This window comes from Allobosea sp. CCNWLY174, from assembly GCF_037120455.1.
Taxonomy (GTDB): Bacteria; Pseudomonadota; Alphaproteobacteria; order Rhizobiales; family Beijerinckiaceae; genus Allobosea; species Allobosea lupini.
Window position 1 is genome coordinate 20,511 of record NZ_JBBBBQ010000008.1, and the last position, 13,019, is coordinate 33,529.

The window sequence follows — 13,019 nt, forward strand, 5'->3', positions numbered from 1 at the left end:
TCCATCGACCGTGACGGGATGGCCGGGCTTGACCCGGCCATTCCGTTGAGGCGATGGCGTCGGCAGGACATGACTCGCCGGCCTGCGCAAGGAGCGCGGGGCGGCGCAGGGGCAGCTGGTTGAATGTCGAAGCGCGACTACTACGAAATCCTCGGGGTCTCCCGAACCGTGACGGAGGTCGAGCTCAAGAGCTCCTTCCGCAAGCTCGCCATGCAGCATCACCCGGACAAGAACCCGGGCGACAAGCAGGCTGAGCTCAAGTTCAAGGAGATCAACGAGGCCTATCAGATCCTCTCAGATGGCCAGAAGCGCGCGGCCTATGACCGCTATGGCCATCAGGCCTTCGAGAACGGCGGCGGGGGCGGTGGCGGCCCTGCCGACATGTCGGACTTCATGTCCGATATCTTCGAATCCTTCTTCGGCGAGGGCCGCGGCCGTGGCGGCCCGCGCGGCGCCAATTCCCGCGAGCGCGGCGCCGATCTGCGCTATAATCTCGAGATCGGCCTCGAAGAGGCCTATTCCGGCAAGAACGAGACCATCCGCGTCCCGACTTCGGTGACCTGCGAGGTCTGCTCCGGCACCGGCGCCAAGGCCGGCTCGAAGTCGCGCCAGTGCCCGACCTGCGGCGGCCATGGCCGCGTCCGCGCCAGCCAGGGCTTCTTCTCGGTCGAGCGGACATGCCCGACCTGCAACGGCCGCGGCGAGATCATCGACGATCCCTGCACCGGCTGCCAGGGCGCCGGCCGCGTCACTCGCGAACGCACGCTCTCGGTCAACATCCCGGCCGGTGTCGAGGACGGTACCCGCATCCGCCTTGCAGGCGAGGGTGAGGCTGGCTTGCGCGGCGGACCGGCTGGTGATCTCTACATCTTCCTATCGATCAAGCCGCACGCCATCTTCCAGCGCGACGGCGCCGACCTGTTCTGCCGGGTGCCGATCGGCCTGACTTCGGCCGCGCTCGGCGGCGAGATCGAGGTGCCGACGCTGAATGGTGAAAAGGCCCGGGTGAAAATCCCCGAGGGGACTCAGACCGGCAAGCAGTTCCGGCTCAAGGCCAAGGGCATGAGCGTTCTGCGCTCGCGCGAGATGGGCGATCTCTACATCCAGGTTCTCGTCGAGACGCCGCAGAAGCTCACTGCCCGCCAGCGCGAATTGCTGATGGAGTTCGAGCGCGAGAGCTCGGGCGCAACCCATCCCGAGACAGCCGGCTTCTTCGGCCGGGTCAAGGATTTCCTCGGCGGCCTCGGCGGCTCTGCCTGAGACGAAAAAACGGGCGCCTTGCGGCGCCCGTTCTTCTGTGGTCGGAGCCGGCCTGATGGTCAGGCCTTGTCGATCACCTTCTTGACGGCGTCCTTGGTCTTGCCGACCGCCTGCTGGGCTTCGCCCTTGCGCTCCTGCGCGATACCCTCGGCCTGAAGCTCGGGCTTGTTCAGCGCCTTGCCGGCTGCCTGCTTGATGTTGCCGGCGGCCTCGTTGGCCATGCCCTTGATCTTGTCGGCGGTGCTGCCCATGGACGTGTTCCTTTCCGAAATGAGTCGAGCCCGGCGCCTCGGCGCCGGTTCGGATGGGAGAACGTCACGGCCGGGCTTTGGTTCCCGCGCTCAAGCGGACGTGATGGTCTCTGCGATCGCCCGCAGCGCCCCGCCCGTTGCCTCGTCGGCCGGGAAGAAGGTCTCCAGCGCCAGCTCCGACAAGGTCACGTCGACCGGCGTGCCGAACACCGTCGTGGTCGAGATCAGCGACAGCTCGGTCTCGCCGAGCCGCAGGTGCAGCGGCAGCACGATCGGCGGCTCGGCCTCGTCCTGCGCCTTGCCTTTGATGACTGGCACGGCCGGGACGGGATAGCTCAGCAATTCGGTCAGGAGTTCGGCCAGCAGCGGGTCGGCCGTGGCGCGGATCTGTTGGCGCAGCCTTGCGATCAGATGGCCGCGCCATTCCGTCAGGTTGACGATCGCCGGGGCGAGCCCGCGTGGATGCAGGCTGAGCCGCAGCACGTTGACCGGCGGGCGCAGCAGGTCGGCGTCTTCGACGACCGCGAGCATCGGCGCGATCATCTTGTTCGCCGCGAGCAGGGTCCAGTGCCGGTCGATGGCCACGGCCGGGTAGGGCTCGTGCCCCTTGAGCAGCAGGTCGATCGCGCTGCGCGCCGCCTGCAGGCTCGGATCCTCCAGCGAACGTTCGAGATAGACCGGTGCATAGCCGGCCGAGAGCAGGAGCGCGTTGCGCTCGCGCAGCGGCACGCCGAGATGCTCGGCGAGCAGCAGGACCATGTCTCGACTCGGGACCGAGCGGCCGCTCTCGACGAAGCTGAGATGCTTCTGCGAGATCTCGGCTTCGAGCGCGAGGTCGAGCTGGCTGAGACGGCGCAGCTGGCGCCAGTCGCGGATGAGATGCCCGATCGTGGGCTGCTGGTGCTTGTTCATGATGGGCAAGCTAGCCGCAGCCGCGCCGCCATCCAATTACCTCTGGCTTAATCGACCGGCCGCCGGGCTTTCGTCAGCATGGCCTCCATCAGCAACCGCCCCGGATGAGACGGGGCCTGAACCGGAGAACGACCATGGCCTTCATCCAGTCCTCGCGTTTCCTGCGCAACGCCCTTGCCCTCGATGCCGCCGCCTGCGCCGCGACCGGCCTGCTGCTCAGCGTCGGCGCCGGTTCGCTCTCCGGCCTCCTCGGCTTTCCGGCGGAGTTTCTTCGCAGCGCCGGCCTGGTGTTGCTGCCTTGTGCTGCCCTGCTTGCGTTATTCGCCAGCCGGCTTCGCCTGCCGCGCCTCGCGATCTATGCCGTGATCGGCGTCAATGTCCTCTGGATCGCCGACAGCGTGCTGATCCTCGTCGCCGGCTGGTTCGCGCCGACCACGCTCGGCATCGCCTTCGTCCTGGCCCAGGCCGCGGCGGTCGCGGTCGTCACCGAGCTCGAGGTGATCGGCCTGAAGAAGTCGGTCACGGAAACGGTTGGAACCGAAGCCGCTTTGCACTGACCAAACGGCCCGTTAGCCGAAGCCGCCGTGGCTCGCGCCGCGGCGGCCGTGGCTTGCGACGGCTTGTCACGAAACCGTCGTCTGTGCTCACTAGCCGGAAGGCCTGCCTCCCCACCCTGCGGAACAGGACCGTCCCAATGCGCAAACCCCTCGTCCTTGCGGCCCTCGCGACGCTCCTCTCTGGCGCAACGGCACTTGCCGAGCCGACCTTCAACCGTATCGCCACCTTCCAGGTGCCGCTGAACCTCCCGGCCGATCGCGACGCGAAGAAGAAGACGGTTGCGGAGATCATTTCGGCCAACGAGGCCGGCACCCTGCTCGCCTATACCGACGCCGAGCAGAAGGCGGTCGGTCTGATCGACATCACCACGGCCGATGCGCCCAAGCCCGCCGGCTTCATCCCGGTCGGCGGCGAGCCGACCTCGGTCGTGATCCTCGGCGAGCGAGCCTTCGCCGTCGTCGTCAGCTCCGGCGACAACTTCAAGGAGCCGGCCGGCCATCTCGCCACCATCGACCTGAGAACGAAGCAGGTCACAGCCAAATGCGAGCTAGGCGGCCAGCCCGATTCGATCGCCCTGACCAAAGACAAGGGCAAGCTCGCCATCGTCATCGAGAACGAGCGCGACGAGAAGCTGAACAAGGGCGACCTGCCGCAGCTTCCCGCCGGCAATCTCACTTTGATCGGCATCACGGGCGGCGAGGCCGATTGCGCCTCCAGGCAGATCGTCGACCTCACCGGCATCGCCGCGGTCGAGCCGACCGATCCGGAGCCGGAATTCGTCGACGTCAACCAGGACGGTCTTGCCGTGGTCACGCTGCAGGAGAACAACCACATCGCCGTGGTCGACACCAGGACCGGCAAGCTCGTTACGCATTTCCCGGCCGGCACCGTCGATCTCAAGAACATCGACAAGACCCGAGACGGTGAGATCAAGCCGGTTGAGGAGCTGAAGGGCGTGCGCCGCGAGCCCGATGCGGTGCGCTGGCTCGACAACGACCGCTTCGTCACCGCCAATGAGGGCGACTGGAAGGGCGGCTCGCGCGGCTTCACCATCTTCCGCAAGGACGGCACGGTCGAGTTCGATGCCGGCAACATGGTCGACCACATTGCCATCCGCCTCGGCCATTATCCGGAGCGCCGCTCAGCCGCTAAGGGCAGCGAGCCGGAGGGTATCGAGGTCGGCACCTATGATGGCGAGCGCCTGTTCTTCGTCGGGCTGGAACGCGCCTCGCTGGTGCTCGTCTTCAAGGACGAGGGGCCGGGCAAGGCTCCGCGCTATCTGCAGGCCCTGCCGGGCGGCATCGCGCCGGAAGGGCTGCTGGCGATCCCGCAGCGCAATCTCTTCGTTTCCGCCTCCGAGGCCGATCTCGGCGAGAAGGACGGGCCGCGTTCGGCCGTGACCATCTATCAGCGCAGCGAGGCACCAACCGCCTACCCGACGATCGTCTCGGCCGATGTCGATGGCGTGCCGCTCGGCTGGGGCGCGCTCTCGGGCCTCGCCGCCCATCCCGAGCTGCCGGGCCGTCTCTTCAGCGTCGCCGACAACGCCTATACGCCCTCTCGCATCCTCGAGATCGACGCGACGAAGAAACCGGCGACGATCACCGGCGCCGTCACCGTGACGAAGGACGGCAAGCCGGCCTCCTATGATCTCGAGGGGATCGCGACGCGCGCCGGCGGCGGCTTCTGGCTGGTCTCGGAAGGCGCGCCGGAGCGCAAGGAGAAGCCAACCCAGAACCTGCTGCTGCGCGCTTCGGCCAGGGGCGAGATCGAGGAGGAGATCGCCCTGCCGGAGGACTTTGCCGCCAAGGCGGTCAACCAGGGCTATGAGGGCGTCGCCGTCACCGGCGCGGGCCAGGACGAAACGGTCTGGATCGCGGTCCAGCGCGAGTGGAAGGACGACCCCAAGGGCAAGGTCAAGATTCTGACCTACAAGCCCTTCAGCAAGAGCTGGGGTATTCTCTACTACCCGCTGACCGCTCCGGCCGCCGGCGCCTGGATGGGCCTCTCCGAACTCACCTATCTCGGCGACGAGACCTTCGCGGTGATCGAGCGCGACAACCAGTTTGGCGCCAAGGCCGTGAAGACGCTGGCGACCTTCTCGGTCAAGGGCCTGAAGCCGGCGCCTTTCGGCTCCTCGGAGATCCCGACGGTCGAGAAGACGCTGCTGCGCGACCTGACGCCGAACCTGATGAAGCTCGGCGGCTATGGGCTCGACAAGGTCGAGGGCATGGCGGTCGACAAGGCCGGCGATCTCTTCGTCATCACCGACAATGACGGCGTCGACGATTCCTCCGGCGAGACCCAGTTCTTCGCCTTCGGCAAGCTCTCGAAGTAAGACGCCACGGTAGGAGGCCGGCGAGTTCTTCTCGCCGGCCGGCCGATATCTTCGGGGCGTTTCCTGCTCCGCAGCGTAATTCAGCCGCGCCAGCCTTGCTGTCGCTGCCGCTGCGTGCCCTACTTCTGCGAAAGGGGGGCAGCGAATGACCCAAGGGGTTCTGTCACAGAGCAGCGCGCCCTCGCATGGCGAGCACCACGGCTCCGTTCCTGCCCTCACGCTCGGCGCCCTCGGAGTCGTCTACGGCGACATCGGCACCAGCCCGCTCTATGCGCTGAAGGAGGCCGCCCGCGCCGCGAGCGCCGGCGGGACCTTGCAGCCGGGAGCGGTCGTCGGCTGCGTCTCGATGATCCTGTGGGCGTTGATCCTGATCATCTCGCTCAAATACTCGCTGCTGATCATGCGTGCTGACAATCGCGGCGAAGGCGGCATCATGGCGATGCTGGCGCTGCTCAAGGCACGTCACGCCAAGCCGGGTACGGCCCGGGCCTATGTACTGGTAGTGGGCCTCGTCGGCGCCGCACTGCTCTATGGCGATGGGGCGATCACGCCGGCGATCTCGGTGCTCAGCGCGATCGAGGGCCTGAAGGTCGATGCGCCGTTTCTGGCGCCGGCGATCGTGCCGCTGACCGCGGCGATCCTGATCGGCGTGTTCCTTGTGCAAAGCAAGGGCACGGGCTTCATCGGCAAGCTGTTCGGGCCGATCATGCTGCTCTGGTTCATTGCCCTCGCGCTGCTCGGCATTCGGGGCATCCTGATGGCGCCGGGGATCCTCTCCGCCATCAACCCGTTCAACGCGCTCTACTTCATCACCCACACCGCGCCGCTCGTCGGCTTCGCCGTTCTCGGCGCGACCTTCCTGGCCGTGACCGGCGGTGAGGCGATGTATGCGGACATGGGCCATTTCGGCCCGCTGCCGATCCGCATCGCCTGGCTGACGGTGGTGCTCCCGGCGCTGATGCTCAACTATTTCGGCCAGGGCGGGCTGCTGCTGAGCCATCCCGAGGCGCTCGAAAACCCGTTCTACCAGCTCGCCCCGGACTGGGCGCATTATCCGATGGTGGTCTTCGCCACGGCCGCTGCCGTCATCGCCTCGCAGGCGGTTATCACCGGCGCCTTCTCGCTGACCCGCCAGGCCGTGCAGCTCGGCCTCTTCCCGGCGATCCGCATCAAGCACACGGCGGATGACCAGAAGGGGCAGATCTACATCCCGATCGTCAACTGGCTGATCTGCCTGGCGACCCTGACCTCGGTCTTCATGTTCCGCTCATCCGATGCGCTGGCCGGCGCCTACGGCATCGCCGTTTCCCTGCTGATGGCGATCACCACCGGGCTCGCGGCGTTGATCGCGCTGAAATGGGGCTACAACCCGATCCTCGTCGTGGCGGTCAACGGCTTCTTCCTGCTGATCGATCTCGCTTTCTTCTCGGCGAACCTGCCGAAGCTGCACGAGGGCGGCTGGTACCCGCTGCTGCTGGCCATGGTGCTGACGATGATCATGCTGACGTGGCGACGCGGCCTTGTCCTGGTGGAGGCGGCGCGCGCCCGCCAGCGCGAGCCGGAGAAGGCGTTCCTGGACATGTTGGCGACGAACCCGCCGCTGCGCCTGCCCGGGACGGCCGCGTTCCTGGCCTCGGCCGCGCGGGGGCTGCCGCTCTCGCTCACGCATTTCGTCCGCCACAACCATGCCCTGCACGAGCGCATCCTGCTGGTGACGGGTAAGCTGCAGGAAATTCCGCGCGTCTCCGACGAGAACCGGATCGAGCTGATCGAGCTCGCACCCAGCGTCACCCGTGTGATCCTGCATTTCGGCTTCATGGAAACGCCGCACATCCCGAGCGGATTGCGCTGCGGTGTCGAGCGCGGCCTGCTGCGGGGTGTCGATCTCGCTGAGATGTCGTATTACATCGGCCGCGAGACGGTCATTCCGCGCGAGGAGATCGCGGGCATGGCGATGTGGCGCGAGGCGCTCTTCGCCTTCATGCAGCGGAACGCCGAGCGTTCCGCCGCGCATTTCCATATCCCGGCCAAGCAGGTCGTAGAGGTCGGGGTCGAGATCGAGATCTGATCTTCGCGATCAGGTCACCGCGTCATTCCAGGGCAGCTCTCAGGGTTGAGTCTGGAACCTCTGATCACCGCGGTGGAGGACCATTTCGTCATTGCGAGCGTAGCGAAGCGATCCAGAGGGCGTAGAGTACTGCCCCCCTGGATTGCTTCGTCGCTACGTTCCTCGCAATGACGGCGAGGTGTCGAAGAGCCGGTCTCTCAGAGCCCCAGCTTGCGCTTGCGCTGGCCGAGCGTGCGCAGGCGCAGCGCGTTGAGCTTGATGAAGCCGGCCGCGTCGCGGTGGTCGTAGGCGACGGCGCCCTCTTCGAAGGTGACGAGGTCCTGATCGTACAGCGAGTACGGGCTGGAGCGGCCGATGACGTGGACGCCGCCCTTGTAGAGCTTGAGCCGCACCTGGCCGGCGACGAACTCCTGGCTCTTGTCGATCAGCGCCTGCAGCATCTCGCGCTCCGGCGAGAACCAGAAGCCGTTATAGATCAGCTCGGCATATTGCGGCATGAGCTGGTCCTTGAGATGCGCGGCGCCGCGATCGAGCGTGATCGACTCGATGGCGCGATGCGCGACGGTCAGGATCGTGCCGCCGGGTGTCTCGTACATGCCGCGGCTCTTCATGCCGACGAAGCGGTTCTCGACCAGGTCGAGCCGGCCGATGCCGTTGTCGCGGCCGAGTTCGTTGAGCTTGGCCAGCAGCTTGGCCGGCGAGAGCTGGACGCCGTCGATCGCCACCGCATCGCCCTTGGCGAAGTCGATGCTGATGATCGTCGGCTTGTCCGGCGCCTCCTCGGGCGAGATCGTGCGCGAATAGACATAGTCCGGCACTTCCTGCGCCGGGTCCTCCAGCACCTTCCCCTCGGAAGAGGCATGCAGCAGGTTGGCGTCGACCGAGAACGGCGCTTCGCCGCGCTTGTCCTTGGCGATCGGGATCTGGTGCTGCTCGGCGAAGGCGATCAGCTGCTCGCGCGAGCGCAGATCCCATTCGCGCCAGGGCGCGATCACCTGGACGTCGGGCTTCAGCGCATAGGCGGTCAGCTCGAAACGGACCTGGTCGTTGCCCTTGCCGGTGGCGCCATGGGAAATCGCGTCGGCGCCGACGCGGTCGGCGATCTCGATGAGCTTCTTGCCGATCAGCGGGCGGGCGATCGAGGTTCCCAGAAGATAGACGCCCTCATAGGCGGCATTGGCCCGGAACATCGGGAAGACATAGTCGCGGACGAACTCTTCCCGCAGGTCCTCGATATGGATGTTCTCGGGCTTGATGCCGAGCAACAGCGCCTTCTGACGGGCCGGTTCCAGCTCTTCGCCCTGGCCGAGATCGGCGGTGAAGGTCACGACCTCGCAATTATAGGTGGTCTGCAGCCATTTCAGGATGATCGAGGTGTCGAGCCCGCCGGAGTAGGCGAGCACGACCTTGTTCACGCGCTTGTCGGCCATGGACTGGTCTTCCTGCAGTGGCGGCACGGGGGCTTGTGCCTGGAGTAGAGAATGCGACCCGGCCGGCCGCATTTCGGACGTAACCGGGCACTATCGCAGGGTTCGGGGCGACGCAATCGGAACCTTCTGATCGATCTGGCGTCATCTGCTGATGGGTTGCCGCCCGCAATGCGGGCGGAGCGCTGCGTTGCTGGTTGGGGGTCAGATGCCGAATCGTCCTGTTCTGGATTTCTGGTACGAGTTCGCGTCGACTTATTCCTGCCTGAGCGCCCTGCGGATCGAGGAACTGGCGGAGGCGGCCGGAGTGGCGGTGCGCTGGCGCCCGTTCCTGCTCGGCCCGATCTTCGCTGCCCAGGGCTGGACCAGCTCCCCGTTCAATCTCTATCCGAACAAGGGTCGCTACATGTGGCGCGACGTGGCGCGCCGTGCCGGCCGCAACGGCCTCGCTATCGTCCGTCCCGAGGTCTTCCCGCAGAACTCTCTCGTTGCCGCGCGGCTGGCGCTGGCCGGGCGCGAGGCCGGTTGGCTGCCGGCCTTCTCCACGGCGCTGTTCCGTGCCCAGTTCTGCGAAGGGCGCAATATCGCCGAGGAAGCGGTGTTGAACGCAGCGCTGCGCGAAGCCGGGGCCGATCCCGCCTCGGCCTTTCCCGCCTCGCGCAGCGAGGAGGTCAAGGGCCGGCTCAAGGCCGAGACCGAGCTCGCCAAATCGCTCGGGATCTTCGGCGCACCGACCTTCGTCACCGGCGACGGTGAACTGTTCTGGGGCGACGACCGGCTCGAGGAAGCGCTGAGCTGGGCGAAGGACGGGCGCTAACCGCCTGCAGGTGGCGGCGCCGGGCGCGACCACGGTCCGTGCGTCGCCGAGGTCTGGGCGATCTCGGGCAAAGGCTGCCTTTCGCTGACCTTCGGCGGACCCGGCGGAGCTTGCGGCGGCAGGCGCCCGCCGGCTGTCTGCACGAGCGCCTGTACCCGTTTGGTGACGGACGGATGGGTCGAGAACAGGTCGGCGAAATCGTCGGGATCGTTCTCGAAGCACATGTCCATCACGCCCGACGGAACATTGTCGATGTCGGCGCGCCCGGAGATCTTCAGCAGCGCCGAGATCATCGCGTCCGGGTTCTTGGTCAGCTCCACCGCCCCGGCATCGGCGAGGTATTCGCGCGCCCGCGACAGCGACAGCCGGATCAGCACGGCGAGCAGCCAGGCGACGGCGATCACCGCGAAGCCGAGGATGATCGCAAAGCCGCTGCCCTTCTTGTCGCCGTCCGAGGAGATGCGGACTCGCCCGAGATTGCGGAACACGACTTCGCCGACGAAGGAGATGATGCCGGCGATCACCACGGCGATCACCATCAGCCGCACGTCGCCATTGCGGATATGGGTCAGCTCATGGGCGATCACCGCTTCGATCTCGGCGTCGTTGAGCTGCTCGATCAGCCCGGTGGTCAGCGTCACCGTGAACTGCTTGTCGTTGACGCCGCTGGCGAAGGCGTTGAGCGCGTCGCTTTGGATGATGGCGAGCTTCGGCGTCACCATGCCGCGCGAGATGCAGAGGTTCTCGAGCATCCGGTAGAGCTTGGGCTGGGCCTCCCGCGTCACGCCTTCGGCGCCCGAGACCGCCTCGATCAGTCTGACATTGATCCTGAAGCCGATGAACACCCAGGCGCCGGTCGCAAGCGTGATGAAGGGCAGCCAGGACCAGAAGCGCTGGTTGACGAAGCTCAGCACCGTGCGCCCGCGCGGCACGCCGGCATAGCCGTAGCCGACCAGCATGATGCCCCAGACCGTCAGGTAAACCATCAGGAACAGCCCGATGATCAGGGCGATCGACCGGGTCCGGTTGTTGCGCTGATGGGTGTAGAGCCCGAAGGCTTCCCCCGGCATCGCCGCAGCTCCGCTGTGAGGCCTGTCGAAGCGCTCAGAACTTCACGGTCGGCGCGACTTCGATCTGCTTGCGCGTCTCTTCGCCGACATCGAAGAATTCGCGTGGGCTGAAGCCCATCTGCGGCGCGAAGAACACCGCCGGAAAGGCCTGGATCGCCGCGTTGAACTCGCTGACCGCATTGTTGAAGAAGCGCCGTGCCGCCGCCAGCTTGTCCTCGACATTGCCGAGGTCCTGCTGCAGCTGCTGGAAGTTCGCGCTCGCCTTCAGGTCGGGATAGGCCTCGCCCAGCGCCAGCAGGCGGCCGACGGCGCCGGTGAGCTGCTGCTCCGCCACGGCCTGATCGTGCGGGCCGGTCGCGGCCTGCGCCTGGTTGCGCGCCTTGATCACCGCATCGAACGTCTCCTTCTCGTGAGTGGCATAGCCCTTCACGGTCTCGACCAGGTTCGGGATCAGGTCGTGGCGCTGCTTCAGCTGCACATCGATGTCGGCGAAGGCCTGGTTGACGCGCTGGCGCATCGCGACGAGGCCGTTATAGGTCATGATCAGCCAGACCACGACGACGACGATCAGTCCAAGGACGACCCAACCCATGGTGTTCTCCTTCGGCACAGGCGATCTTGCGGCACAGGCGATCTCGCCGGCAACCTTGCATGAAGGACGACGCTAGGGAAGGCGCCGCCCCTTGCCGCGAGCACTTTGCGCCGGTCAGGCCGGCTTTCCGACGCTGCTGCGTGCGATCATCCTGACCGTCGCGATCACCGCGACCGCCGAGATCGCGGTCGCCAGAGAGAACAGCGCGCCATAGCCCAGCGTGTCGGCGAGCTTGCCCGCCAGCATCGAGCCGGCGAGATAGACGAGTAGTTGCGCGCAGGCGAGGATGGTGAAGTCGGTGCCCGGCTGGTCAGAGGTCGTCACTGCCATGAACAGCGAATAGAGCGCGACGATCTCCATATAGCGGATCAGCGTCTGGAAGCCGGCGGCGCCGAATAACGGCCAGGCACCGACGACGGCTCCGAGCGCATGGCAGGCGAAGAGCAGGAAGCAGAGCGTGCGCGCCGCACCGAGCAGCGCGAGCACGAAGGCAATGCCCCGGCGCTTGACCAGCCAGGCGGCGATCGCCGAGCCGGCAAGGCCCGCCGTCGTCGCCGATATCCCGGAGAGATAGCCGATCTGGTTGAGCGGCACGCCGGCATCGACGAGGTAGGAGCCCTCCATGGCCTTCACCAGCCCCTCGCTTGCCCGGTAGATCAGCGCGATCCAGAGGATCTGACGCGCTTCCGGCCGGCGCAGGAAGGCGCGGATCGAGGGGCGCTTGGCGGCCTCGGCCGGGGTCGGGTCGCCCTCGCGCATCATCGCCGCCGCGATAAGCGGCAGGAGCGAGATCGCGGCGATGGTGAGGAGCATGCCGGTCCAGCCGATGTGATGATGCAGAACGAGGCCGAGCGTGCCGCCGATCACCACGCCGAAAGCGATCGAGCCGCCCTGGATCGCGTTGCCGATGGCGCGATCGGCCTCCGGCAGGTATTTCGCGGCATAACCGTCGGTGGCGATGTCCTGCGTCGAGATCAGCAGGGAGGCGACGAAGCCGATCGCGATGATCTTGCCGACATCGAGCGGCCCTACCGCGATCAGCGCGAGAATGCAGAGGATCGTGCCGGTCTGGGTGATGAAGACCCAGCCGGCCCGGTGCGCCCGCGCGAACGGCCTGATCCGGTCGATCCACGGCGCCCAGACGAATTTGATGACCAGCGGCAGCAGCAGGATGCTCATATAGCCGATGGCGGTGCGCGAAACGCCGGCTTCGCGCATGATCGGCGGCAGCGCCGCGACGAAGAGATAGGACGGGATCGCCTGCGCGAGATACAAGCCCCCGAGCACGGCAAAGAGCCGGTAGCGCGCGGCATTGCTGGCCGGTGCAGTGCCGATGGCCGCTTCGCTCGCGCTCATGCCGCTCTCCGGTGCTTCAGCAGGAAGGCTCGCGCCGCCGCCTCGTCGGTCTCCAGGCTGATCGGGAAGGGCCAGAGCCGGCGGAAGACGTCCGCCATCGCCTCGGTCGCGCCCGGGCGCACGATGGCGCAGGCGCCGCAGAGCGCGCCGAACTGGGCCCGCGTCCGCTTGAACCAGATCGCCTGTTCGCGCTCGCCGGCCTGCGACAGCTTGCGGCCGCCGCCGAAGATGGTGAGCAGCAGGAAAGGTTCCTCGCGCCGGCCGAGCTCGGCGAGCGCGTCGAGATAGGCGCGCTCGTCATTGTCGGCATAGGGCGGCGCGAAGCGCAGGGTGACGATGCCGTCGGCGTCGCTGTCGAGGCTGACCATGG

12 protein-coding genes are annotated in these 13,019 nt (G+C 66.7%); 5 read left to right on the forward strand and 7 right to left on the reverse strand.

What is annotated here, in order from left to right; genetic code table 11:
* Positions 1–123: 123 nt before the first annotated feature.
* On the forward strand, positions 124–1,260 hold the full coding sequence (gene dnaJ / locus V7S63_RS20890; protein ID WP_100963266.1) for a molecular chaperone DnaJ: 1,137 nt from the start codon (positions 124–126) through the stop codon (positions 1,258–1,260).
* Positions 1,261–1,319: 59 nt separating this feature from the next.
* Here the strand turns inward: dnaJ and V7S63_RS20895 are convergent, their stop codons facing one another.
* A complete protein-coding gene (locus V7S63_RS20895) occupies positions 1,320–1,511 on the reverse strand; it encodes a CsbD family protein (protein WP_091833448.1) in 192 nt (63 codons plus the stop codon).
* Positions 1,512–1,601: 90 nt separating this feature from the next.
* A complete protein-coding gene (locus V7S63_RS20900) occupies positions 1,602–2,423 on the reverse strand; it encodes a helix-turn-helix domain-containing protein (RefSeq protein WP_336531626.1) in 822 nt (273 codons plus the stop codon).
* Between the two features lie 134 nt (positions 2,424–2,557).
* On the opposite strand from V7S63_RS20900, the gene V7S63_RS20905 reads away from it, so the two are divergent.
* From V7S63_RS20905 to V7S63_RS20915, 3 genes are all read left to right on the forward strand, one after another.
* Positions 2,558–2,980, forward strand: a complete 423-nt coding sequence (locus tag V7S63_RS20905) for a hypothetical protein (RefSeq protein WP_336531627.1) — start codon at positions 2,558–2,560, stop codon at positions 2,978–2,980.
* A 137-nt stretch (positions 2,981–3,117) separates the two neighbouring features.
* On the forward strand, positions 3,118–5,319 hold the full coding sequence (locus V7S63_RS20910) for an esterase-like activity of phytase family protein (RefSeq protein WP_336531628.1): 2,202 nt from the start codon (positions 3,118–3,120) through the stop codon (positions 5,317–5,319).
* Positions 5,320–5,464: 145 nt separating this feature from the next.
* A complete protein-coding gene (locus V7S63_RS20915; protein ID WP_336531629.1) occupies positions 5,465–7,387 on the forward strand; it encodes a potassium transporter Kup in 1,923 nt (640 codons plus the stop codon).
* A 197-nt stretch (positions 7,388–7,584) separates the two neighbouring features.
* Here the strand turns inward: V7S63_RS20915 and V7S63_RS20920 are convergent, their stop codons facing one another.
* Positions 7,585–8,817 carry an argininosuccinate synthase gene (locus V7S63_RS20920; protein ID WP_336531630.1) on the reverse strand — a complete coding sequence of 411 codons (1,233 nt, stop codon included), beginning with the start codon at positions 8,815–8,817 and terminating at the stop codon, positions 7,585–7,587.
* 205 nt (positions 8,818–9,022) lie between these two features.
* On the opposite strand from V7S63_RS20920, the gene V7S63_RS20925 reads away from it, so the two are divergent.
* Positions 9,023–9,631 carry a 2-hydroxychromene-2-carboxylate isomerase gene (locus V7S63_RS20925; protein WP_091833467.1) on the forward strand — a complete coding sequence of 203 codons (609 nt, stop codon included), beginning with the start codon at positions 9,023–9,025 and terminating at the stop codon, positions 9,629–9,631.
* Here the strand turns inward: V7S63_RS20925 and V7S63_RS20930 are convergent.
* From V7S63_RS20930 to V7S63_RS20945, 4 genes are all read right to left on the reverse strand, one after another.
* Positions 9,628–10,701, reverse strand: a complete 1,074-nt coding sequence (locus V7S63_RS20930) for a M48 family metallopeptidase (RefSeq protein WP_336531631.1) — start codon at positions 10,699–10,701, stop codon at positions 9,628–9,630. The two genes, V7S63_RS20925 and V7S63_RS20930, sit on opposite strands and share 4 nt — an antisense overlap.
* 34 nt (positions 10,702–10,735) lie before the next feature.
* Positions 10,736–11,293: a LemA family protein gene (locus tag V7S63_RS20935; RefSeq protein ID WP_091833473.1), complete on the reverse strand. Its 558-nt coding sequence runs from the start codon at positions 11,291–11,293 to the stop codon at positions 10,736–10,738.
* Between the two features lie 114 nt (positions 11,294–11,407).
* Positions 11,408–12,649 (reverse strand): MFS transporter, encoded by a 1,242-nt coding sequence (locus V7S63_RS20940; protein WP_336531632.1) that lies wholly within the window; start codon positions 12,647–12,649, stop codon positions 11,408–11,410.
* Positions 12,646–13,017, reverse strand: a complete 372-nt coding sequence (locus V7S63_RS20945) for a hypothetical protein (RefSeq protein WP_100963278.1) — start codon at positions 13,015–13,017, stop codon at positions 12,646–12,648. Before V7S63_RS20945 ends, V7S63_RS20940 begins: the two co-directional genes overlap by 4 nt.
* Positions 13,018–13,019 lie beyond the last annotated feature (2 nt).